Annotated in this window: 18 protein-coding genes and 1 pseudogene; 7 read left to right on the top strand and 12 right to left on the bottom strand. The window is 46.4% G+C overall.

The window, feature by feature from the left end:
• Positions 1 to 63: 63 nt before the first annotated feature.
• From PKOR_RS12495 to PKOR_RS12480, 4 genes are all read left to right on the top strand, one after another.
• On the top strand, positions 64 to 573 hold the full coding sequence (locus PKOR_RS12495) for a hypothetical protein (protein ID WP_046311145.1): 510 nt from the start codon (positions 64 to 66) through the stop codon (positions 571 to 573).
• A gap of 209 nt (positions 574 to 782) precedes the next feature.
• Positions 783 to 2,687: a vWA domain-containing protein gene (locus tag PKOR_RS12490; RefSeq protein ID WP_235336261.1), complete on the top strand. Its 1,905-nt coding sequence runs from the start codon at positions 783 to 785 to the stop codon at positions 2,685 to 2,687.
• Between the two features lie 126 nt (positions 2,688 to 2,813).
• Positions 2,814 to 3,395 (top strand): GNAT family N-acetyltransferase, encoded by a 582-nt coding sequence (locus PKOR_RS12485; RefSeq protein ID WP_046311141.1) that lies wholly within the window; start codon positions 2,814 to 2,816, stop codon positions 3,393 to 3,395.
• 17 nt (positions 3,396 to 3,412) lie between these two features.
• Positions 3,413 to 4,078: a pseudouridine synthase gene (locus PKOR_RS12480; RefSeq protein WP_071843143.1), complete on the top strand. Its 666-nt coding sequence runs from the start codon at positions 3,413 to 3,415 to the stop codon at positions 4,076 to 4,078.
• A 39-nt stretch (positions 4,079 to 4,117) separates the two neighbouring features.
• On the opposite strand, the gene PKOR_RS12475 is transcribed toward PKOR_RS12480, so the two are convergent.
• Positions 4,118 to 4,666, bottom strand: coding sequence for an RBBP9/YdeN family alpha/beta hydrolase (locus tag PKOR_RS12475; protein WP_046311139.1), 549 nt, complete (start codon positions 4,664 to 4,666; stop codon positions 4,118 to 4,120).
• A gap of 18 nt (positions 4,667 to 4,684) precedes the next feature.
• Entirely contained in the window at positions 4,685 to 5,278 is a 594-nt protein-coding gene (locus tag PKOR_RS12470) for an outer membrane beta-barrel protein (protein WP_046311138.1), read from the bottom strand.
• A 145-nt stretch (positions 5,279 to 5,423) separates the two neighbouring features.
• Here PKOR_RS12470 and PKOR_RS12465 point away from each other — a divergent pair, with 145 nt between their 5' ends.
• Both PKOR_RS12465 and PKOR_RS12460 read left to right on the top strand, forming a co-directional pair.
• On the top strand, positions 5,424 to 5,981 hold the full coding sequence (locus PKOR_RS12465; RefSeq protein WP_046311136.1) for a GNAT family N-acetyltransferase: 558 nt from the start codon (positions 5,424 to 5,426) through the stop codon (positions 5,979 to 5,981).
• 78 nt (positions 5,982 to 6,059) lie between these two features.
• A complete protein-coding gene (locus PKOR_RS12460) occupies positions 6,060 to 6,689 on the top strand; it encodes an L-threonylcarbamoyladenylate synthase (protein ID WP_046311134.1) in 630 nt (209 codons plus the stop codon).
• A gap of 86 nt (positions 6,690 to 6,775) precedes the next feature.
• On the opposite strand, the gene PKOR_RS12455 is transcribed toward PKOR_RS12460, so the two are convergent.
• Complete coding sequence (locus tag PKOR_RS12455) at positions 6,776 to 10,207, bottom strand: HEAT repeat domain-containing protein (protein ID WP_046311132.1); 3,432 nt, start codon at positions 10,205 to 10,207, stop codon at positions 6,776 to 6,778.
• 537 nt (positions 10,208 to 10,744) lie between these two features.
• On the opposite strand from PKOR_RS12455, the gene PKOR_RS12450 reads away from it, so the two are divergent.
• Positions 10,745 to 11,620: an AraC family transcriptional regulator gene (locus PKOR_RS12450; RefSeq protein WP_046311130.1), complete on the top strand. Its 876-nt coding sequence runs from the start codon at positions 10,745 to 10,747 to the stop codon at positions 11,618 to 11,620.
• 98 nt (positions 11,621 to 11,718) lie between these two features.
• On the opposite strand, the pseudogene PKOR_RS25285 reads toward PKOR_RS12450, so the two are convergent.
• The 9 genes and pseudogenes from PKOR_RS25285 to PKOR_RS12425 form a co-directional block, all read right to left on the bottom strand.
• A pseudogene (locus tag PKOR_RS25285) lies at positions 11,719 to 12,759 on the bottom strand (3-keto-disaccharide hydrolase).
• Positions 12,756 to 13,127 carry a hypothetical protein gene (locus tag PKOR_RS25275; RefSeq protein ID WP_200897367.1) on the bottom strand — a complete coding sequence of 124 codons (372 nt, stop codon included), beginning with the start codon at positions 13,125 to 13,127 and terminating at the stop codon, positions 12,756 to 12,758. Before PKOR_RS25275 ends, PKOR_RS25285 begins: the two are co-directional and overlap by 4 nt.
• A 15-nt stretch (positions 13,128 to 13,142) precedes the next feature.
• Positions 13,143 to 14,126 carry a HEAT repeat domain-containing protein gene (locus tag PKOR_RS25270; RefSeq protein ID WP_200897366.1) on the bottom strand — a complete coding sequence of 328 codons (984 nt, stop codon included), beginning with the start codon at positions 14,124 to 14,126 and terminating at the stop codon, positions 13,143 to 13,145.
• 167 nt (positions 14,127 to 14,293) lie between these two features.
• Positions 14,294 to 15,133, bottom strand: a complete 840-nt coding sequence (locus PKOR_RS25265) for a HEAT repeat domain-containing protein (protein ID WP_200897365.1) — start codon at positions 15,131 to 15,133, stop codon at positions 14,294 to 14,296.
• 62 nt (positions 15,134 to 15,195) lie between these two features.
• Entirely contained in the window at positions 15,196 to 15,963 is a 768-nt protein-coding gene (locus PKOR_RS12440; RefSeq protein ID WP_235336245.1) for a hypothetical protein, read from the bottom strand.
• The gene (locus PKOR_RS25610; RefSeq protein ID WP_235336238.1) at positions 15,948 to 16,148 is read right to left on the bottom strand and encodes a Gfo/Idh/MocA family oxidoreductase; all 201 of its coding nucleotides are present in this window, start codon (positions 16,146 to 16,148) and stop codon (positions 15,948 to 15,950) included. The genes PKOR_RS12440 and PKOR_RS25610 overlap by 16 nt, the downstream gene beginning before the upstream one ends.
• A 278-nt stretch (positions 16,149 to 16,426) precedes the next feature.
• Positions 16,427 to 19,159, bottom strand: coding sequence for a PQQ-dependent sugar dehydrogenase (locus PKOR_RS12435; protein WP_084694782.1), 2,733 nt, complete (start codon positions 19,157 to 19,159; stop codon positions 16,427 to 16,429).
• A gap of 62 nt (positions 19,160 to 19,221) precedes the next feature.
• A complete protein-coding gene (locus PKOR_RS12430; protein WP_235336226.1) occupies positions 19,222 to 20,577 on the bottom strand; it encodes an alpha-L-fucosidase in 1,356 nt (451 codons plus the stop codon).
• A 184-nt stretch (positions 20,578 to 20,761) separates the two neighbouring features.
• Positions 20,762 to 22,873, bottom strand: coding sequence for a right-handed parallel beta-helix repeat-containing protein (locus PKOR_RS12425; RefSeq protein ID WP_084694781.1), 2,112 nt, complete (start codon positions 22,871 to 22,873; stop codon positions 20,762 to 20,764).
• Between the last annotated feature and the right edge of the window lie 68 nt (positions 22,874 to 22,941).

Below are 22,941 nucleotides of genomic sequence, written 5' to 3'. Positions count from 1 at the left end.
TATTGGCCTTTTTCTTTTATATTTAGTACTGGCAATAGCTAATACTCTTCACCTAAACCAACTATGAAAACAGCATCTCTATCTTACAAACCTCAGCTCAAAAATTTTCTGGCGTACTTTGCCTTGATGCTAAGCCTGTTTACCGTAATGGTGGCCGGCTTCTACCTGATTGTGAACAAAGGAGAGTCACTGCCAGAATATTTTAGCTCTGTTGCAGTTCTTTATATTCTGCTGCCTTTATTTAATGCCGCTGCTTTTGCCTATTCTTCACGCAAGCATGAGCTTATCATCTCGGAGGTAAATGATCCGGCTTACGTTGCAAAGTGGGCTGTGGAACTACTGCAACTAAATGGTATGCGCATAAAGTCAACAGAGGATAACATGACAGTGCTGGAATCTGGGAAAAAGTATACCAGGATGCTTAACAACTGGTTTGGCACCGAACTGCTTACCTTGAGAACCTCTGAGAATGAAGTTAGAGCAATTGGTAATTTCAGGTGTATCGATATACTTGACACAAAAATTAAGTTTGGGCAAGTAGCTTTTAAAGATCAACCGTACAAGCATTCATAATACGGCATACATAATTCAAATTATATATAGCATTGAACAGCTTCCGCCTTATAACTTCGGCCTCACCCTGGCTTATACTTGCATGTCTGGCCGCAGGTGCATTATACGCTTGGCTATTATACAGTAAAAAGGCCCCCTGGCCAAAGCCTATTAATTATGCGCTGGCAGCACTGCGGTTTGTCGTAGTAAGTATACTGTCTTTCCTGCTGATGGAGCCGCTTGTAAGGTACGTATCCAACACTACTGTGCCGCCTACTATTGTTTTTGCTATAGACAACTCGCAGTCGATGGAGCTGTTTTCCGATTCGGTTGAGCTACGGACAGTACAAGAGCGGTTACAGCAGGTACGTGAGCGACTGGAGGAACAAGGATACGCTACGGCAGTACAGACACTAAGCCAGGAACAGCAAGTACAAAGTATAAGCGAAGTAAGGTATGGCTCTGAGACTACAAACCTGAGCCAGATGCTACAGCAGGTACAGGATAGCTATGCAGAACAAAACCTGGCAGGTGTGGTGTTACTTTCAGACGGAATCGTAAACCAGGGAATGTCGCCTACCTACGCCAACTACGGCTTTGCTTTATACCCTGTGGCTGTCGGCGATACTGTTCCTAAAAGGGATGTAGTGGTAACGTCACTGCGGTACAACAAAGTAAACTATAGCGGCAACCGCTTCCCATTGGAAGTAGAGCTGCAGCATGAGGGCTTTGGCGGAAGAACTGCCAACGTTATACTACAGGAGAATGGCAGAACCATAGCCTCTAAAAAGGTGCTGCTCCGCGAAAACCAACCTATACAACAGGTACCTTTCCAGGTGCTGGCCAATGGGCTGGGCAAAAGACATTACGTGGTACAGGTAGAGCCGCTTCAGGGCGAGTTTACCACACTCAACAACACTAAGCACGCGTACATCGATGTGGTGAAGGGTAAAATTAAAGTTCTTATCGCCGCCGCCGCCCCTCACCCTGATATAAAAGCTATCCGAACGGCCATTGAGTCCAACGAGAATTACGAGACTACACTGTTTATACCTTCGCTTAACGAACTGCAGCAGCAGGATTACGATGTGGCGGTGCTACACCAGCTACCGGGACGAATGGCCGGAGCTGAGCCTGCCCTGAACCTGGTGCGCCAGAAAAACCTGCCTGCCCTTTACATTCTTGGCCCGCAGAGCGACTTGGCTAATTTCAACCGTCTGAATGTTGGTGTGAATTTAAGAACCACCGGACAGACAGATGAGGTAACGGCAGTGCCAAACTCCAGCTTTAGCAATTTTCAGCTGCCAGAGAATGCTACAGAGCGGCTACAGGAATATCCTCCGGCTCGTGTACCTTTCGGCGAGATTAGCTTAGCCCCTAACACAGAGGTAGTGCTTTACCAGCAGGTTGGCCGCGTACGTACCAATAAGCCACTACTGGCAGTGCAAACCTCGGGCGACAAACGAAATGCTGTGTTACTAGCATCTGGCACCTGGCAGTGGCGCCTTCAGGAGGCTGCTAATCACGAGCAACCGCAGGTATATAACCAGCTCATCACAAACATGGTGCAGCTACTAAGCGCCCCTCGAAACAAGAAGCGCCTGAACGTTTACCCGGTGCAGACCGAGTACACCAGCACAGACGAAATCCGCTTTAATGCTGAGGCCTATAATGAAGCGTTGGAGCCCATCTATGGCCAGAACATCACCTTAACTGTAACCGGCGAAGACGAGCAGGCCAGAACCTTCCCCTTTGCTAATGGCGAGAACCAGAGCGGTGTAAACATTGGCACACTTCCCGGTGGTCGCTACACTTACTCCGCGACAGCAAGTATAAATGGCCAACGGCAGAAAGATGAAGGCGAGTTTATAGTAGAAGAGTTACAGCTGGAGGCCCTTAATGCAGTAGCCGATCATAACCTGCTCTACCAGCTAGCCAGCAACAGCAGCTCCAGGCTATACTATCCACAAGAGGTACAACAACTGGAACAGGACATTCTGCAGGCCGAACACAAAAACGTTATCTACAGCCAGGAAGAGTTAAGCGATGTGGTAGACCTGAAATGGCTCTTCTTCCTGCTGCTTGGCTTGGTGTGCATCGAATGGTTTGTGCGCAAGTATAACGGCAGCTATTAACTTCTAACATGTATTAGTGAAAGGGCGACAACCTCAACTTTATACTTGTTCGTGGCTTTAGCCTGACAAGGCAACATGACACAGCTACAGAAGTATAATCCATAGATCGGTTTTATACGCTGTACTATGTTTAATGCCTCCCCTATCATACTATCTACTAAACGGCTCTTACTCCGTGAACTATCGCCTACTATTTTTAACCAACTGTTCCTAAAGAAGACAAAGCAGGAGATAATGGATTACCTGCACCTGAAAACAGAACAGGACTTTGAGGAAATGGAGGAACGGTATACGAAAGGCATCACAACCTATTACACCGACTATAAAGGCTTTCAGTTGCTCGACCGGGACACGCACCAGGTTATTGGCCACTGCGACTTTCATACCTGGGTGCCAAGTCATCGGCGGGCAGAGATAGGCTATGCCATGACGGATGAAAAGTATAAAAACAAAGGGCTAATGCAGGAAGCGCTGGAAAGTATACTTACCTTTGGATTCAGCCAGATGGACCTGTACCGGGTAGAAGCTTTTGTGGCCCCCGGCAACACACCCTCGCTGCAGCTAGTACAGCATTTCAGCTTTAAGCAAGAGGGCCTGGTGCGTAACCGTTACCAGATAAGCGGCCAGATGCAGGACACCCTCCTGTTCTCGCTCCTGAAGCCAGAGTTTGAGGAATGGCAGTCTAACAACCGACCAGATCAAGATTAAATTTAAACACACATCCTTTGAGATACATTATAGTAAATAAGCCTTTCGAAGTATTAACTCAGTTCACGGATGAGGAAGGCCGTGCCACATTAAAAGATTATGTGCCCGTACCTGGCATCTATCCTGTTGGTCGCCTCGACTACGATAGCGAAGGCCTTGTGCTTTTGACAGATGACAAACAGCTGCAGCACCGCTTGTCCGACCCTAAGTTTAAGGTAGAAAAGACTTATTGGGTACAGGTAGACGACATTCCCGCAGACGAAGCGCTGACAAGGCTGAGACTAGGCGTACAGATCAAGGGCAGCAAAACTACCCCAGCCAAAGTACAGCTGCTGGAAAAAGAGCCGCAAGTATGGGAGCGCACTAAACCCATACGCTACCGCAAACACATCCCAACTTCCTGGTTAGAAATTAAGATATCACAAGGCATGAACCGCCAGGTTCGCCGCATGACTGCCGCTGTAGGCTACCCGACACTACGCCTGATACGCCCAAGCATCGGCCCTCTTACATTAGGTAACTTGCAACCCGGTGAGTGGCGCGAATTGATACCTGAAGAAATAGAACAACTGAAAAGCGTTGCCAGCAAAGACACCGGCACCACCCGCACCAAAGGCTTCGGAAGCAAAAACAAGGGCGGCCGGGGCAATGGCAAAGGAGGTTTCAGGAAGCAGATTAACTAGGAGTTTCTTCTTCCCTCCCTATTCATTTGTTATAAAGCATCAGAGGCGTGTGGTACCGCAGAGGCTCCTTAGCAACTCCAGCCCTTCGTCCCATCGGCCGTAACCAGAGGTACTGTTAATATGCCCTGCCAAACCCAGATTAACGTACTGGCTACCCCATGCCCTAGCCAGTTGCTGCGCCCGTTTGGCAGAGATATAACTATCGTTGCTGCTGCTCACCAAAACGCTCTTAAAAGGTAGCTTCTCCATGGGTATGGGTGCAAAGCCAGTAACTCCTTTTGGAAAAGAAGCAGCTTCGGTGTCAGCAGGCGCCACCAGTAAAGCCCCTTTAATGCTGGTTTTATATTTCTGTGCCCAAAAGGTAACAGCTATACAAGCCAAACTGTGTGCCACCAGCACCACCTGATTGGGTTTATACTGTTGCACCGCATCCTGCAGCACCTCAACCCAGTCATCACAGTTAGGTGTGTCCCAATCCTCCTGCTTTACCCGCTCGAAAGAAGGATGATGTTGCTGCCATAGGGTTTGCCAGTGCTGCGGCCCTGAATCACCGAGGCCAGGTACAAGTATTACAGTACTTTGCTGCATGTGCTACAGTATATCAAGTTAGAAACCAAGCCCTGCCGTTATAGAAAAAGCGCGTCCTTTTCCCTCCGATCGTCCATCATTAAAAAATGAAGTAAGGTAGTGATTGTACATGAGGTCCAGGTGCAATATCCAAAGTTCGAAACCAACTCCGCCGTTAAGGGCAAATTGGGCATTATGAATATCGTTACGCTGTATGTTTAGGTTATTGTCTGCCACAGATACGGCATACGAGATGGAAGGCCCTGCCATAAAGCGTACTCTTGAGGCCAACCTGCCATCATAATCGGTGCGATACCCTAGTAACACTGGTAGCCGCAGGTAGCGTACCGTAATAGCATCCCGTTCACCAGGGGTTGGCTGTGTTAAGGTGATCAAATGTGTTTTGTGGCTTACAAAGTGCAGCTCCGGCTGCACGAACAAACGATCGCCGATTCGCCCATAAATGCCAAACTCATAGCTTAAACCTACATCATCATCTTCCACAAGTGCATCGCTGCTGATGCTGTAGAGGTTTATCCCTGCCTTTGCTCCTACGGTAAGGTTAGGTTGATCCTGCGCAGCAGCAGTAAAGTAAGAAATTAGCAGGAGGGTAAGTAGTGTGATTCTTTTCATAGCTGTACTGTTTAGTCTTATCAGGAGCCTCCGCTGCAATATTACCAGCTACTGCTTTTACTCTTTGTTTGAACAGAGATAGGATTGCGTTTTTTTGCAGTAAGTTCTCTATCTTGTCTACATATACGATGCAAATAATAAAACTATGAAAACCACTGCCCCTTTGCTGCAGTTGCCCGTTGCTACTGATTTGTACCTGCGCCGGGCTACTCCCGCTGATGCCGCAGCCCTCTACTACATCATCGACCGTGACCGGCCTTACCTCCGCCGCTGGCTGCCTTTCATAGATTACAGCCAGGATGTAGCCGACACCGAAGCCTACCTAAAGTATGTGACAGCACCAACAAACACTTCTGATATGGTATTTGTGATTGTGCATGAGCAGGAAGTCTGCGGGCTTATCGGTTACAAAGGCATTGACAAGCTAAACAAGAAAGTAGAAATTGGCTATTGGTTGGCTGAAGGTATGCAAGGGAAGGGCATTATGCGTCGCTCCTGCCAAACTTTGTTAAGCTATGCATTTGAAAAGCTGCGCATGAACCGTGTAGAGATAAGGGTAGGTGTAGGCAACGATCGCAGCAGCAATATACCCAAGAAGCTCGGATTTACTTTGGAAGGTGTGCAACGCCACGGGGAAATCCTGAACGGACATTTCCACGACTTGGAGATATACAGCCTGCTCCGTAGCGAGTTCAATGGCTAGGTGCAAGTATAGATTTGCAACGCTTATGCTGGCAAAAGAGTATTTCTATTTTTGAACACCTAACAGATATCTAAAACTATGAGTAACGCAGCCTTTATACAGATACACCCCGATAACCCTCAGGAACGCAAAGTACGCGAAGTAGCGGACATCCTACGTAATGGAGGGGTGATTATTTATCCAACAGATACTATCTATGGCCTTGGCTGCGATATCCATAATGCCCGTGCCATAGAGCGTGTCTGTCAGATAAAAGGTGTGAAGCCCGACAAGGTAAACTTGTCTTTCATCTGCTCTGACCTTACCCACATCTCAGACTACGCTAAGATAGACACGCCTACATATAAGGTAATGAAGAAGGCGCTTCCGGGCCCTTTTACCTTTATACTAAATGCCACAAGCAACACACCAAAGTATGCCAGCGCCAAAAAGAAAACAGTAGGCATTCGTGTGCCCGACAACAACATTGCGCTACAGCTGGTGAAGGAACTGGGAAACCCTATCATCTCCACTTCCATTCACGACGACGACCAGGTGATTGAGTACAGCACCGATCCGGAGTTGATCTTTGAGAAGTATAGAAACCTGGTAGATGCTGTAGTGGACGGAGGATATGGGAACAACATAGCCTCAACTGTAGTGGATGCCACCAACAATACTTTTGAGGTGCTACGCGAAGGCGCCGGCGATATCGAACAGTATTTGTAGTTAAGAAATCAATAAATTAGAAAGGCAGAAAGTTAAGGTAAAAGTATTCTAAACCTCTCAACTTTCTGCCTTTCTAGCCTTTTGACTTAGATATGGTCCTCTTCCAGAGTAGCCAGGAAGCTTACCACATCCCTTATCTCTCTTTTTGAGAGCAGATGCTGCATGCTAGGCATACTGGAAGCCGCATTAACACGCTTCGCAATATCACTTTTGCGAATTAAGGTATCTGGTTGTCCGCCTACTCTGACAAGCAAGCTGTTCTCCTTCTCTCCTTGCAAAATTCCGCTTACCGACTGTCCGTTTTTAAGCTCAACCGTTACTACACCATAGCCTGGTGCTAAACGTGCACTAGGGTTCACCAAAGCCTCCAGCAATTGCGGACGAGTAAGTTTTTTGGAGATACCATTCAAACGAGGACCTGCATTGCCGCCCATGTCATCATAGGAATGGCAGCGTATACACTGAGCTGTCTGATGGCTAAAGAAGATCCTGCGGCCTCTTTCAGCATCGCCTCCAAATAAACTTCCTTCAAATGAAGCTGCTAGCGCATCTGGCGACTGACTGGCACTTACTTCCTTATACCTGGCTATCAATTGCGGAGATTTTGTACTGTCGATTGCCTCTGCCAATTCCAGGTGAACTTCGGATGGCAGTTTTCCCTTCTCCAACTTAGTTAATAGTTGCTCAAATACTGGTTGAGAGTACTGTAGCGGTAATGTTCCGAGCGTCAGGAGTGCTGCTTGTTTTTCTTCCGCTGTTCGCTTGTTGATTACATCAGAAAGCAAGGACACCATCAATTCTTTTGATATATCCATATCTGCCAGCATATTCAATCCTTCCACACGAACACTTTTCTCCTGGTCAGCAAGCGCCTGTTCAATGGCTTCTCCTACTGCTGGGCCTTTAAGTGCTGCAAGCGATTTTAACGCCGCCACACGCACTTCTGGCTGCTTATCATTTTTCAAGCGTGAAAACAGCTGAGGGGCTGCCTGACTGATCTCTAGTTTACCCAAAGCCTTAACTGCACTTAATCTTAAGGGTGCTTCTTTATGTGTCGAAATTGTTACTAGCGCATCAGCAGCCTTACTCTTCACCAATGCAGGCTCACGTTTGATTACGCCTCTGTAGCGGCCATCAACACGGTCTAGCACAGAAGGACTTGCCCAGGTACTTAGAGCATCCATTGCTTCTGCTCTCATAGCCACTGGCGCACTTTCTCGTTGAGCGTAGTCAATAAGGTTTTGCATGGCCTGCGGCGTACCAACGCGCAGGTTGGCATTTATTGCGCGTCTGACAAGAGCCTCATCTGTCAAGCGGGGATTCTGCAACACGTTTCCTAAAGCAGGAAGTGCCTGTTTGATGGAAAGGTCGTCATTTATAGCCCTTGCCGCTTCTGTTACTACATACTCATCCTGATCTTTCAGGAAGTTGGCAACACCAGGATGCTGCATACGGCGGAGTGCTACTACAGCCGCAATGCGTAGGGCGCGTGACGAATGATTTGCCAGTGCTACTATCGGTTCAGCTTTTCCTATACGGGCAAGGGCCAGGCTACCGGCATGACGAATGTAAACATCTTCGTCGTTGTTCGCTTTCAGCAGCTCAATTATTGGATTAACTGCTGGCTCATAAGCTATACGCCCGAGCGCTTCCGCAGCAAAGAAACGGGCACGGCTGTTGGAATCCTTCAGTAGTGGTATAAGAGCTGCACCAGCCTCTTTATAGCGCACGTCGCCTAACCATTTGGCAGCTTGTGCTCTAATCTCAGGGTCCTGGTCTTTTAGTAAAGGGAACAACAGCTTTGCATACTTCTCATCCTGGCGGGCCAGCTGGCTGATGCCCCAGATGCCATGCACCCGGGCTAACTGATGGTCTTTTTGGGTAATGCTATACTGAAACACCTTGGCCCCATTCGCCCCACGTTTGGCTAATTCAAACTGCGCCTTCTGACGCACACGCATGTCTTCGTTTTTCAACAACTCACCTAACTCATTATCTTTGCGTTTGGTAAAATCTTCCGCTAAAAGCTTCTGAGTTAACTGGCGCTCTGGCCATGCTGCTCCTTCTTTGTCATCTAGCTTCCAGATGCGTCCATGGTCCTTGGTGCCCCACCCGTCTACCCAGTCGGCTACATACATGGCGCCATCTGGGCCAAAGTCGATACCAGTAGCCAATACGCCGCTCATGATTTTGTTACTTTCTCCCAGCTCAAAGCCAGCACCTTTTTGCTTAAGCTTGAAAGCATGTATACCTGACTGTGCAGGGCTTCCCACAAACTCAACTATAAAAAAGGTGTTTTTATACTTTGGACTTAATGCAGTGCCGGGATTATATAGCATCCCTGTTGGTCCGCTCACATAGTTGGCAATGGCTGGAGTGATATAAGCCGCCTGTCCCTCAAAGCGTGGTTTATACATTTTTTCATCCATCCACACTTTGTAGGTGTTGTTATCCGGGTCACGGTATTTACCAAACTGCCAGTTAATGCGCCAGCCTGTATCGGAGCCGTTTACAATATAAACCAGACGTTCATTCTCGCCAGGGTGGTCGCCGTCGTTGTCCTCGCTTATAAGGTTGCCGTATTCATCAAAAACAAACTCGTGGGTGTTGCGAAGGCCTCCTGCAAAAATCTCAAAATCGCTGCCATCAGGGTTGCAGCGGGCTATAACACCACTGTTAGGATACTCCCACTTCTGCCCATCCAAGCCTTTGCCGTTAAAACCTATGTCGCCAATACCCCAGTAAATTTTTCCATCTGGCCCCATCTCCAGGCCAGACATACCGTGGCCACTAAAACCGAGATGTATGCCATATCCATGAGAAAGAGAAGTCTTTTCATCTGCAATGCCATCCCCGTTGCTGTCCTGCATGCGCCACAAATCAGGAGCCACACCCACAAAAATATCTTCGCCATGCGCTAATATGGCTCCAGCAACATCAGTTACTTCGTCATTAAAGTCCTCTACTACCAGCTGAGATTTATCAGCAACACCATCTCCGGAAGTATCCTCCAAGCGATACACATGCTCTTTCTCTATGGTCATATCCCGCCAGTCGTGCGAACCATCATTGTTTAGGTCTTTCAGCCATTTGTTCTTCTCGCTGTTCTCCGGCGACAGCACTTTGCGTAAGAAAGCTCGTTTATCCTCTACCGTTTGCAGCTGAATTGATCCTACTTCCCAATCCTGGTGCGCCCTGATATCAAACTCTGAATTTTTCTGCCTGTTGGTTCTGGTATAGTATAGCCTGCCATGGTCGTCTATATCAATAGAGATAGGATCTGCTACCAAAGAGTCTACGCCCCATAAGCGAAAGCTCAGCCCTTCCGCCAGCTCAGGTTTAACAAGGGCCTCAATTGAAGTAGCCATCTGAGCAGTCACCTCCGGAGGCATTTCTGTGATTCTTGTATCAGTGGGAACAGACTCTTTGCACCCTGGAAGAAGCAGACCAGGAAGCAAGGCAGCTAACAAGAATGTCCTATGTTTACTTTTGAGGAATGAGAAAGCAGTGTTTTTCATGCAGAATGTTGAATAGATAGCACCTGTACATTTGTACTAATATAAAAATATAAGGCTAATATTCAACAGGAAAAGATAAGCTTGTAGCTCTTGCCATTCCTCCAAAGGCGTTCTGATACCCGCTTATAATCCCCACAGCATCTGCGCAGCCTTCTGCATGAGATAAAATCTTTGTGTTGCCTATGTTTGGAAGCGACCGGTGAGCCTAGCGTAGAAAAGCTCATCTAGTTTCTATTGCTCGACCGGCTTTTCTTAGAGTCATCTACAGAAAGGCCCTTCTGTACCCTCACCTCAGACAGAACTCCCAACTGTCGGTGAGAAAGGCGCCTTATTTCTCAAATGGCTTTGATAGCTGTCCGAGCCCAAACCGCCAACTACATCTTAACATTACTTGTACAAGAATCACTCATTTATAATTAACTGATTAATAAGTTGATAATAATTAAAAAAAATCCTACTTTAGGAAAGTGATCACTCAACAACACCCCCATTGTTCTTTTTTTACCCTATACCACACACTTATTCTAAAATTCACCTATGAAACCACATTTACTTAAAGTTGCAACCGGACCAACTAATTCCTTCAGTGTACGCCAGAATATGATCCCGTACATGAACAACAGATGGCATTTCCACCCTGAAGTAGAACTCATCCATTTCCATAAAGGAAGTGGCATGCAGTTCGTAGGAGATAGCATTATGCGTTTCGGTCCTGACGACGTTGTATTAGTAGGCGCAAATCTGCCCCACTACTGGAGGTTTGACGACAAATACTTATATGATGTCAATAACACAGTAGCTTATACAACCACCATTCATTTTACTGAGAATTTTTGGGGGGACAGGTTCCTTAATCTACCTGAAAACAAACAAGTAAAAGCGCTGCTAGACAAAGCCAAAAGAGGTATTCTGATAAATGGCAGGGCCGCAAAGACAGTAAGCAAATTGATGGGGAAAGCATACCAGGCAACAGGTGCACATCGAATGATTATCTTGATGAAATGCTTAGTGGTTATAGCTGAAGAAACAGATCTCACGCTGCTCTCTTCTATAGGTTTTCAGGCCGAACTTTCAGACACCGAGAACGAACGCATTAATGCCATTTATGAACATACCCTTTCCTGTTTTCAAAGAAAGATTCAGTTGGATGAAATAGCTGAAATAGCTGGCATGACTCCAAACTCATTTTGCCGCTACTTTAAAGAAAGAACAGGCAAAACATACTCCCAATTTCTTACAGAGATACGAATAGGCTTTGCCTGTAAACTTATCATAGACAATAAAATGAGCATTAAGCAACTCTGCTTTGAAAGTGGTTTCAATAACTTTAGCTGCTTCCATAAAAATTTCAAACAGATTGTGGGCACAACTCCGCAAGGCTACCAAAAAGAGTACTTGAGAGCAGAAGCTTAAAATATACTGCCAGTTTTTTCATCTTGCAAAACTAAAGTACCCCTGCTAACCTTTCTAATATGGCTAACAGGGTACTTTAGTTTTCTTTGAGTTGAACCTTATTTTTTGCTCAAGTCTTTCACCCGAATATTGCGAAACCAGACAGTAGAGCCGTGTCCTAAGAATCCGATGTGCCCTTTGGCACGTTTCAGGCCCGGATGCTCATTACCGTCCAGAGTACCATTCTTGCTAGCTTGTGCTATGTCTCCGTCCAAAATGGTGGTTCCGTTTAAAACCACTTTTATTTTGTTACCCTTTACCATCACTTCTTTGTAGTTCCACTCCCCCACTGGCTTTAAATAACCACGCCTGGCTGGAATGACACCATACACAGAACCGTGGTATTAGTATTCTTTCAGGTCTTTATAAATGTCGGCGTCATTATCTAAGATTTGCAGTTCCATACCTTCGTAGGCAGCATCTCCCTCCAGCGGCGTACGGATACCCAAGCCATTGTTTGCTCCAGGTGTTAGTTTGAATTCAAAACGGAAGACAAAGTCACTGAACTCATCTTTCGTGAACAGATTACCTCCGCTGCCAAACTTAGGCTCCCGAACCACCAGCTCTCCGTTCTCGACAACATAGTCTGTCGTGTTTCCTTGCCAGTTGTGCATGTTAGATCCATTAGATAACACTTTAAACCCTTCCTTCTTCTCAGCGGCACTAAGTTCAAAAGGCTTAGGCCGTGGTATCTCGCGTATGTAAATAACACGATACGCTACCCGAGAGCCGTGCGCCTGTAACTCCAGTTGCTCTTCAGGGAATATAGGAAGCTTTCTGTCCCAGTAGTTCTCCAGAATTACATTTTCCGTTACCAGCTCACCGTTCAGGTATACTGTTACACGGTCGCCCTGCATCAGAATTCTGAAGTTGTTCCACTCACCTAGCGCGTTATCGGCCACCTTAAGCGGTTAACTTTCATGTACCTGGTTATTATACAAACCACCAGAACCGACCTGTGCACCCACATTCACGCGGGAAGTATCCCAAATCTGTACCTGTGGCGTTCCTCGCAGGTAGATACCAGCATCACCTTCCTTATGGCCACCGTCGAAAATTTTCCAGTCGACAAACATTTCAAAGTCGCCATAGTTTTTCACAGTGGCGATGTTATCGCCTTTGCCTGTAAAAATGAGTTCCCCTTTTCTACTACCCAGCTTTGGCGCATCTGTTCATCAGCCTGCTTTTGCTTCTGCGCCAGTGTGTTCTTATCCATTTTAGCACGCTCTATCGGGTTTGCCACCAAACCTTTCCAGCTTGTCAGGTCTTTGCCATTAAAAAGCGCGACAAAGCCCTCGCCCTCTGGCATCTCGTCCAAAAACTTACGAATTGATGCTTTCGAATATTCGCTATCTGGTCCCGTTAACCCCCCCAAGGTTTTATTCAGATGCTGCCGCACCACATTGCCCTGAAATACATTATTCGCAAGCACAATACCCATAACAGCTCGGGCAGCCTCTTGCTGCAAAGCTGGGTCATCGAGCTATCTGCCAGCAAAAACCAAAGCTGGAAATGTTTTGTTTTTCTCTACTTCCCGCAGTATCAGCTTCTTTTGCTCTGGCGTTTGAGCCACCTCCATTCCATCGCGCAGCAACAGCACTTTCTGATCTGCAGGGTATTTGGAAGTACTTACTGTCCGGATGTACCCTCTCAGTGCTTCATCTAAGTAAGCACCATTTGCTGGTTCTTTTGCTATGCAATAAAGCGCTTTGGCTGCACTCACATCCAACCATTGCGACAGAGCATTTACAGCAGCTATTCTAGTTGCTTCGTTGCCATTACTGAATGCCTGAGCCACGGTATTTGATGCTTCCTGCCCACCTATACCTGCTAAAACATTAAAATAGGCTGACTTTTTATTAGCAGGAGCTTTCTCCATTTGCTGCAGCACCAACTGGGCTTGTTGCTGTTGTGATTCATACTCTTTTACGGCTACAATAATAGCTTTCTGCATTGCTTCAAGCTCCTCTGGCTGTGACACTCTGTCTAACAAAACATATAACTGAGGAAGGTCTTCTTTCCTAGCCATCTGCCCAAGAGCCGACAGAGCAGCCATACGTATTCTCGGGTCTTTATCATCAGCATAAGAAAGTACATTGTTTATCCTGCTATGTGCGGCGCGAGCACCCATCACAGAAAGAAGTTCGGCTTGGGCCACTGCAGGCATTTTAGGCAAAGCTTCAGCTACCTGATCAATAATGCTATTGCCTTTCATTATCAGCAAAGCATTCTTTACGGCAACTGCATCTCTTTCATCTCCTTTTTGCATGACACGAAGCAGTTCTGGCAGCACTTCTTCCTGGCCTATTTTCCCAGCTGCGGCAACGGCAGCCAACCTTACTTTCTCATTTTTATTCCTGAGCGCTTTTTTCACGGCAGACATGGCTTCTTCTGCTCTATTGTCACCAAGCAAAGTAATGATGTCTGCCCGCACTTCGGCATCTGACTTTTTTGTTTCTTTACCCAAAAAGCTGTGGTAGCGGGAGTGATGAATGCAGAAGAAAAACCTAGTGCAGCAGCACGATAAGCAGGATTACTGTCGCCAGATGCATTTAAAAGCAGTGGAACACTTTTCTCACCCTGTAACTCAGAAAGCAATTTTAAAGCGGCGGTGCGGGTATGCACCTGGCTCTCCTAGCTAGTATTATGCAACAGTGTTTCTGCTATCTTCTCGGCCTGATGTTGCTTTCCATCCTCAGCCAAACGGCTGGCGTATAAAATGTAAGCGGCAGTAGCATTGTCATGGTCGTAGGTATAGCCGTCTTCTTGTGCTGCTCTTGCTAACACATCCTCCGATGCAAGATCTGCAATATTGGCCAAGGCATAAAGAGACAGCTTTCGTAGTTTAACATCCTGACTGCTTGCCAAAGGTGTCAGGGAGGCTACAGCAGCAGCATGCCGGGTATCTCCGAGAGCTTCTACTAACGAAAAACGGCAGTCGCCCTCTATACTTTGCAACGCCTGCAGCAAGGCTGTTTCACCATTTGTTGAGTTGATACTGGTTAGAGCATTGGCGGCAGGAGCACAAAGGCGTACATCACCCAGATAACCTTGCAGACAGGGTACAGCATCTTCGTTTCCAACCCTCTGAAGCTGCTGTATAAGAAATGCTTTATTTTCTGGATTGCTTGCTTTAGCCAAAGATTCGCAGTAGGCATCCACACTCATTTTTCTCCAGTCCTCCCTTGCCGACTGCATGACATAATAAGAGAATCCGTCCAGCGCAAATTCGATTTTAGAATCGTCGCCCTTACCTGGTGTAGAGAGCATACTTTTCATTGCTAAAATGCCTTCTTTTCCCATAGCTGCCATTTCGCTCATACTGGCTTCCAGGTGCTGCTGGTCGCGGGCTGGCATTTCGGCTAGCAGATCGGCAACTCGGGTAGTTAGGGTGCGTTGGTCGTTTTCTCGTTTCGCCATTGCCATTGAACTTGTCGCAGCCATAGCAAGGAGCAGTAATGATGTTCTTTTCATGATCATAGCAAAACAGAGTTCTGTTCCTCTTTTGAATATTTGCAATTGATTTTAGGGTGAAGCTATACCAGTGTCCAGCCCGAACGCATTGGCTGATAAACCAGACGATTAGCTCCTTCATCATTAATAAACTCCTGCTTTACTGGGTCAAATTTCAGGGAACGACCCAGGCGTAGGGCTGCAAGGCCCATATTAACAAGTGTGCAGGAACGATGGCCATTTTCCTCGTTAAGGGCGAACTTTGTACGATTCTTCACGGCTTCCACAAAGTTTGTCACCTGTGGCTCAGGATCGGGGAAAGCCGCCAGTTTGCGCTGCAAGTCAGCAATATCGGAGCGGAAGCCTGGGTATAGCTTGCCGTTGGGCCCTTCTATGAAAGGTACATGTTCATCTTTACCCTCTCCATCTAAAATAATCTGACAGCCATCTTCGTAGGTGTACACGACTCTGCACCACGTACCTACGGCGTCGGTATGCTGCTGTGGCGCGTCTATTTCCACCGATATTGGACTAGTGTTGTCTTTACCTAGGAAGTACTGAACAGGATCCATGTAGTGCTGCCCCATATCGCCTAGGCCTCCTCCATCATAATCCCAGTACCCTCGGAATGTACCGTGCACCCGGTGCGGATTATATGGCCGGTACGGTGCTGGTCCTAACCACATGTTGTAATCAAGCTCCTGTGGTACTGGCACAGGATCCAGGTTAGTTTTACCCACCCAATAGAACTTCCAATCATAGCCTGTGTGGCGGCTTACCGTCACTTTCAAAGGCCAACCAAACAGGCCGCTATCCACCAGCTTTTTGATGGGTTTTACAGGGGTGCCCATTCCGTAAAAAATGTCATCGAACCGAAACGAAACCAGGTATTCAGGCGGAAGATGCGCCCATGCTGCTGTACGGCCTCCACCACGCGTTTGCCTTCGCCAATGGTGCGGGTCATTGGCTTCTCGCACCCAATATCCTTACCAGCTCTTGCCGTACCCTTTGCCCCCCAACACAAATCGCGGGACAATGGTAAATGCAGCCGCAGACTTCTTGAAAAAGTCTCGTCTGGATTTCATGGAAGATGAAGTTTATAGGATGGATTTATAAGTTTAGACCTGCGGGAAAAGCAACGGCCCCTATAGCCGACGATGACGGAATTTTGGTTTGTCCCCTCTTTTGCCGTATGATGAGTTTAGGTATCATTAACTACGGTGGAGTAGAAACTAACAGAAAGCCAAGAAAGTACACTTTCTCATAACGACTATTTTATAGTATGGTAAACTAATTCCAAAGAGGGACTAACTCTTACTGTACTTTATGGTTCTGCCTCTCCTGATTAAATTCAATCTGCTCGATGTCCAGCGTATTCCAGATGCCTATTTCTTCTTTGCTATCTACCTTCAATACAAAGTACAGGCCATGCACTGATGCTGAAGGCTTGACATCTATTGTATATTTATTTTCCTTTTCACTGGCAGATAGCTTTGCACTGCTTATAGTCTGTCCACCCAAAGAATTTGTCTGAACTTCAAGCGTAGCCGTAACCTTAGACGGAACAGTTTTGATTGTGAGGCTGCTGACACCTGTTAGATCTACCCCTCTGAAGACAATATAAGACTCGTTCTCTGTGAACCGGACACGCCCAATATCTTTCCGAATCATAACGCCTTTGCTCGCATCACAAGTAGAAGGGTCCACCTGAGGGTGTCGCAAGGCAATTACTTCACGGGTAGTAATGGGAGCTATACTGTTATGCCCTTTGTCAGTATAACTAGCCGTAAGAAAATAAGTACCTTCTTTTCCTTTATGCTGATTGGTTGTTACCTTCCCTTTCATAGGCAACGGCTTCAGGTCTGTTTGTGGATCGGCTAAGCCAAGTATGTATTTTACCATCTCCTCGGCTTCTTCCTGCGAAAGTTGTGGATGAGCAGCCATAGGCACTTCGCCCCAGTTACCATAGCCACCTTTTATGATCTTAGAAGCCAATGCTTTTTTACTGTCTTTCCCTTTGTGTCGTGTAGCAACATCCATGTAGCTCGGCCCCACAGATTTGTTCATAAGAGAGTGGCAGGCTTTGCAATCGCTATTTTTAATTAGCATCTTTCCTTTCAGGTTGGCGTTAACAGCAGACAAGTCCTGCCCCAAGGCCGTTTGCACCAGATCATAGCCTTCGGGCAGGTAATCGAAAAACACTTTTACATCATTCCCCTGTGGCGATCCAGCTGTAATGTTTCCGTCCTCACGGTCTTCCACTTTCACAGCATAGTTGAAAGAATGATTGTTCCAGTAGAAAGAGCGGTTATTATCTGTCTGTATGCTAATTTTCGGAGGTTCGTTGCCAGCTCTTATTTCCAACTTAGCTTCATCAGTATAGCCTTCCTTATCCGTTACCTTTAAAGCTACCTGATAAACACCTGGTTTGGTAAAGGTAAAAGTAGGAGAAGCTTCCTTTGAGTGAATTTTGATTCCGTCAAAAGACCAGGCATAAGTAAGTTGGTCGCCATCGTCATAATCCAATGTGCCTTCAGATGAAAAGTTAACGGTGAATGGTACAGCACCCTCTGTTCTGTCGGCTGATGCTCGAGCAAGAGGCTTTCGGTTATTGGCGTGATACTGTATTCGAATAAGCTTGGAGTCATCATTGTTTGCATGCCAGTAAGTTCCATACTCCAGCACATACAAAGCTCCGTCGGCACCAAACTGCATATCAATCGGGTGGGCAAAATGAGTGTTAGGCAGGAACCTTTCAAGCTCGACAGAATCCTCTCCTACCCTTGCCGTCATAATCCATTCCCGCATCCAATCATAAATAAACAGCCGACCTTCGTAAAATTCCGGAAAGGTTCGTGCATCAGAGGGGAACAGGTCCATATAAAAGACTGGCCCAGCCATGGCGTTTCGCCCCCCCTCTCCAACAATAGGAAATTCCGAAGATGCATCATATGGGTAATAGATCAGGGCCTTTTGAGCAGGAGGCAACTCTCTCAGGCCAGTGTTATTAGGTGAATTATTTATAGGAGCCTGTGGGTCAAAAAGTTCGCCAGAGGTACTATCCTGAAAGTTATAATACCTATAGGGCTTGTTATCTGCTACAAAATACGGCCACCCAAAGTTACCTGCTTTCGTAGCGCGATTCACTTCATCGTATCCCTTTGGTCCCCGAGTGTTATCGTCCTTTCCAGCATCAGGTCCAACTTCTCCCCAGTACAGGTTACCCGTTTTCTGATCAATTGAAATTCTGAATGGGTTGCGGTTGCCCATGGTATAAACTTCTGGTCGGCCTTTAGAGCCGTCCTTCGGAAAAAGGTTTCCATCAGGAATTCTGTAGGTGCCGTCTAGGTTTGGTTTGATGCGCAGGATTTTGCCTCTAAGGTCGTTGGAGTTTGCTGCCGACTTTTGCGCATCACTGATAAGCCTGTCCGGCCTTTCGTCTATAGGAGCATAGCCATCAGAAGTACTTGCAACGGTGTTATCGCCAACAGAAATGTATAGACTTCCGTCAGGCCCAAACTCCAGCGCCCCACCTGAGTGGCAGCATTGCCGAAGTACTGGAAAGCTCATCAAGATCTTTTCGCTGGACAGAAGTAAGCTGTCTTTCACAAAATCGAAACGGGACACTCGCTGTATAGGGTCTTTGCCAGCTGGAGAGTAAAACAGGTATATCCAGTTATTTTTAGCAAACTGTGGATCCAATGTCAGACCTAATAAGCCATCTTCGTTCCCGCTGAATACATTTAGCTCCCCAACAGTACGACTAGCCTTCTTCGCTGGCTCGTAAAGCCGCAATACGCCTCTGCGCTCAATATATAGGACTTTCCCATCGGGTCTTACCGCCAACTCCATTGGCTCATAAAGTTTCGTTTCCAGTACTTCCACTGTAAACCGGTTTTCCTCTGGGGGTACTGTGGCAGCTTTACTATTTGAAAGGTTTGTCCGCTCATTTTCCTGCATGGAGTTAGAACAGGATAGGCTTAAAACCGACAGAATACCCAACAACACAATAGAAACAACACAACTTACCCTCTTTAACATCTTCATATAGGCTATTAGGGACACACCCAAGTCCTTCGGTGAACACTGAAGACAGGGAAAGCCTTTGGTTATTTTACTCTTTCTACTTTAAACACCCATGCGTAGTCGCACGGCACATTACCCGGGTTCAGGATTGGAGGTGTGATAGTAAGCCTTCCATTCTTGGCAGAAGATTTTACTTGCGCCTTAGTGCCTAGCATGCTTACTTTTCCTGCTCCGTTCACACCTTTTACTATGAAAGGCTGTTCGGGCCATTTCGTGCAGATCACATACAGGTCATTGCCTTTGGCAGTGTAAAAGACACCTTGCTCCTTCATGTCCTGCGGCCGCTTTTCCCACGCTCTGGTACCGTAGATAGCATCGCCGTTCACCTTCAGCCATGCCCCTATATCCAGCAGGCGCTCCTGCATAATCACTGGAATCATACCGTCCGCCTTTGGACCTATGTTAAGCAGCAGGTTGCCACCGTTGCTCACTTTGTCGATGAGCAGATCTACTAGTTGCTTCGAAGTGAAATAGTGATCGGTGGTTTCGAAGCGGTTATAGCCGTAAGAGGTGCCTATACCTCTGCTTTCCTCCCAAGGGTGAGAGCCTGCCTCGCCTATGCCTTCTTCACTGTGCACTAAGTCATACTCGGTGGTGTAGTAATCACCGTGCTTGCTGCGTGTCTCGCTTCCCCATCTGTCGTTAGCCACAACCGTTTCTTTCACCGGCGACTCATTGTAAAGCCAGGCCAAGAACTGCTCACTCTTTAGCTTATCGCTGGTATAGTCCCACTCTCCATCAGAAAAAACCACTTCGGGTTTATAGCGTGTTACCAGGTCTTTCATCTGCGGAATCATGTGCTCATCCACCCACTGGTTTATAGTAGACTCTTTATACAAAGGGTGGCTCCACTCCAAAAGAGAATAATAAAAGCCCATGCGCAGGCCTTTGTTTCGTACCGCCTCCGTCAGCTCACCAGCCAGGTCACGGTGCGGACCAACAGCAACACTGTTCCAACGCGGGCTTTGCTCGCTCGGCCAAAGGCAGAAGCCATCATGGTGTTTGGAGGTAAGCACCACATACTTGGCACCTGACTTTTGAAACAGATCAGCCCACTTGTCAGGATTGAAGTACTCGGCTTTGAACATCGGGGCGAAGTCCTGATAAGTGAAGTTCTCTCCAAAATGCTTTTTATGGTGCTTCATGAATAGCTCATTTTTGGCAATCATCCTGTTCTCGTAGTGTTCGGCGTATTTATCATAAACACCTTCCACCTCGTCTACCGGAGCATAGGCAGGTACCGCATAAGGTCCCCAGTGAATAAATATGCCAAACTTGGCATCTGTCCACCACTTAGGAGTTTCCCGCTTATCCAGCGATGCCCAGTTTGATTCATACTGCTGAGCCTGTGCTGTACTTACCGCAAACATTAAAAACATAGCTAAGAAAAGAGCTCTTGTCATGTATATGGATATCATATAGTGCTAAAATGTAAAATAGGCAGTTATAAATCTTCTGTCGATATCGAATGGTCTTAACCAAAGAAAAATCTATTCTTGGTTCTTTCCCAATCATTTGTTATCTCAGTATTAAGCTATTTTGTCATTCCCTATAGAAATTCCTTCAATAAAGCGCTCTTGCTTTTCTGGGGCCAACTGTACTTATATCTATTGGTTTGAACCCAAGTTTGAAAGCGGGAGAATTTGCCCGTAACCTGAAGTCTTGATTATCTGGATCTACAAACAGAGGGTCTGCAAACAAAGAGTGCTGGTCCTTTCCAGTTTTACGCCACTCTTCCCAGCTCTTTCCGTTGTAGCTCACTTTATCTAAGGGCACAGTTGGGTTGAAATAAACATTCCAATCCATTTCAAATGTGCTGGTCTCCTCTTTTATCCCATTTTCTGGCTTTCTGTAAAACAGGTAAGGCTGATCGCCCCACTGCTCACTTAGCAGCTCTCCTTCTTTCCAGTAGATAATGTTATTCTCAAAGAATACACTCTTATGTGGTTCCACTTTACCTCGACTTAGCTGAGCCTGTTTACCTAAGGCAAACAGGTTGTTTCGTACGGTTATCTCTTTAGCATAATGAATATTATAACCTGCAAAATTGGTATTATATACAATGTTGTCCTCTACGAGTATATAAGATGAGCCTTCGTCGTTGTAGATACCCCAGCCACCGTATTGATTTGCCTGTACATCATGGATAAGGTTATTACGGATAATGGTGCCTGGTGAAACACCCAAGGTGTAGATGCCTCCCATATCTGATAACAGCCCCTGCCCAATGGTGTGAATGTGGTTGTACTCAATGATGTTATCCCTGCTGATACTGCGCTGGTAACCCCACTCCCATCCTACTGAAACACCTGTGTACCAGCCGTTGTTGATGTTATTATGTGTAACCTTGTTTCCATATGTTTGCATAAGTAGCACACCTACAGCAGACGGATATACCTGGCCGAAGTGGTGCAGGTCGTTGTCAGAAATGGTGTTATTACCCGTTCTTAGCAAAGGAGGGTCTTCGTCTGTTCCGCCGTTAACTCTAAAACCTCCTGCTGCAATGTGGCTAATGGTATTATGTGTAAATCTGTTGTGTGAGCTACCTGCTGCCACCTCAAAGGCAAAGGTGCCAATGTTTTTTACCGTGCAGTTTGTAAAAGCAATGTGCCGTGCACCTGTTAGCGTAATAGCTGCTGGTACACTCGCAGAGCCTTGGTCATCGTTGGAGTTACCAGGGGGCAGGCTCCAATTTGTGTACATAAAGTCAAGATTATCGAACGTTATATGTTCTACAAACTTATTCTCCAAGGTTGCTCCTTCTAAGGTAATAAACTTCTCCGTAGCGGGTGCAATTACCTCTGCTTCGGAAAGGTCCTCACCAGGTAAAGGAATGTAGTAGAGCCTGCCTGTTTTCCTGTTCAGGTACCATTCCCCAGGCTCTTCCAGCCCTTCCCATACGTTTTCTACCACATACTTGGCTCCTCCATCCGAAAAGCCATCTGTAAACACCTTCCCAGCTTTGTGTTTAAAGGTCACGATGTTGTTTTTGGTGTCGATGGATTGGATCGGTAAATGTGAGTCGGTCCAGAAGTGGTAAACGATTACCTCCACATCCTCCAGGTTTGTCCACTTAGGATCTATATCCCCTTCTTCGAACTCAAATCTTTGGCAGTCGGTGTGGTAGTGTATTTCGGGTCCTCCGTCAGGAAAACCCTTTACTCTGTAGAATCCTTTGTTCGGTGTTCTGGCACGCTGCCTTAACTCACCGTTTACATATAGCTGGTTAAATTTCCAGTTACCTTTCCTTACTTCTGGTATAGTAGTACAATAAATATTGCCTTTGTACTTTTTCCAATTCTCTAATCTTCTACCACCATGCAATAGCACTTTCCCATTCAGAGAAGTATATATAATTGGTTTGTCTTCGGTTCCAGAATCATCAGAAGTAAACAGCAAAGGGCTGTCTAGAAAGTAACTTCCTGCCTCAATGTAAACCTTAACCGGAGCATTCAATCTACCTTTCTGCTTCAAATCCCTTACAGCGTGCTTTGCCTCCTGAACGCTCTTAAAAGTCTGATCCGCCTGGATCAACTTAGAAGTTCCACCTCCTTTGGCAACTAAAAAAGTGAGTGTGTCACCTGTAACTTGTTCTACAGCTTTGGCACCAGAAGAAAACGGGAGCAACTGCAACCAAAACAAGATCCACAACAAATGGGCACAATTATATTTCATATCCCTACTTATTTACTCTGGAACGCTATCTCTTCCTTGCTTAAAACACATAAAATTCTTCTTAGGAG

Origin of the sequence: Pontibacter korlensis (genome assembly GCF_000973725.1) — a bacterium.
In the GTDB taxonomy this organism is placed as follows: domain Bacteria; phylum Bacteroidota; class Bacteroidia; order Cytophagales; family Hymenobacteraceae; genus Pontibacter; species Pontibacter korlensis.
This window is presented reverse-complemented; position numbering and strand designations above follow the sequence as displayed.

Coding starts and splice junctions, on each gene's coding strand:
- PKOR_RS12495 (WP_046311145.1), top strand. CDS start 64: ATGAAAACAGCATCTCTATCTTACAAACCTCAGCTCAAAAATTTTCTG.
- PKOR_RS12490 (WP_235336261.1), top strand. CDS start 783: ATGGAGCCGCTTGTAAGGTACGTATCCAACACTACTGTGCCGCCTACT.
- PKOR_RS12485 (WP_046311141.1), top strand. CDS start 2,814: ATGTTTAATGCCTCCCCTATCATACTATCTACTAAACGGCTCTTACTC.
- PKOR_RS12475 (WP_046311139.1), bottom strand. CDS start 4,666: ATGCAGCAAAGTACTGTAATACTTGTACCTGGCCTCGGTGATTCAGGG.
- PKOR_RS12470 (WP_046311138.1), bottom strand. CDS start 5,278: ATGAAAAGAATCACACTACTTACCCTCCTGCTAATTTCTTACTTTACT.
- PKOR_RS12465 (WP_046311136.1), top strand. CDS start 5,424: ATGAAAACCACTGCCCCTTTGCTGCAGTTGCCCGTTGCTACTGATTTG.
- PKOR_RS12460 (WP_046311134.1), top strand. CDS start 6,060: ATGAGTAACGCAGCCTTTATACAGATACACCCCGATAACCCTCAGGAA.
- PKOR_RS12455 (WP_046311132.1), bottom strand. CDS start 10,207: ATGAAAAACACTGCTTTCTCATTCCTCAAAAGTAAACATAGGACATTC.
- PKOR_RS12450 (WP_046311130.1), top strand. CDS start 10,745: ATGAAACCACATTTACTTAAAGTTGCAACCGGACCAACTAATTCCTTC.
- PKOR_RS25265 (WP_200897365.1), bottom strand. CDS start 15,133: ATGAAAAGAACATCATTACTGCTCCTTGCTATGGCTGCGACAAGTTCA.
- PKOR_RS12440 (WP_235336245.1), bottom strand. CDS start 15,963: ATGGGCACCCCTGTAAAACCCATCAAAAAGCTGGTGGATAGCGGCCTG.
- PKOR_RS12435 (WP_084694782.1), bottom strand. CDS start 19,159: ATGAAGATGTTAAAGAGGGTAAGTTGTGTTGTTTCTATTGTGTTGTTG.
- PKOR_RS12430 (WP_235336226.1), bottom strand. CDS start 20,577: ATGTTTTTAATGTTTGCGGTAAGTACAGCACAGGCTCAGCAGTATGAA.
- PKOR_RS12425 (WP_084694781.1), bottom strand. CDS start 22,873: ATGAAATATAATTGTGCCCATTTGTTGTGGATCTTGTTTTGGTTGCAG.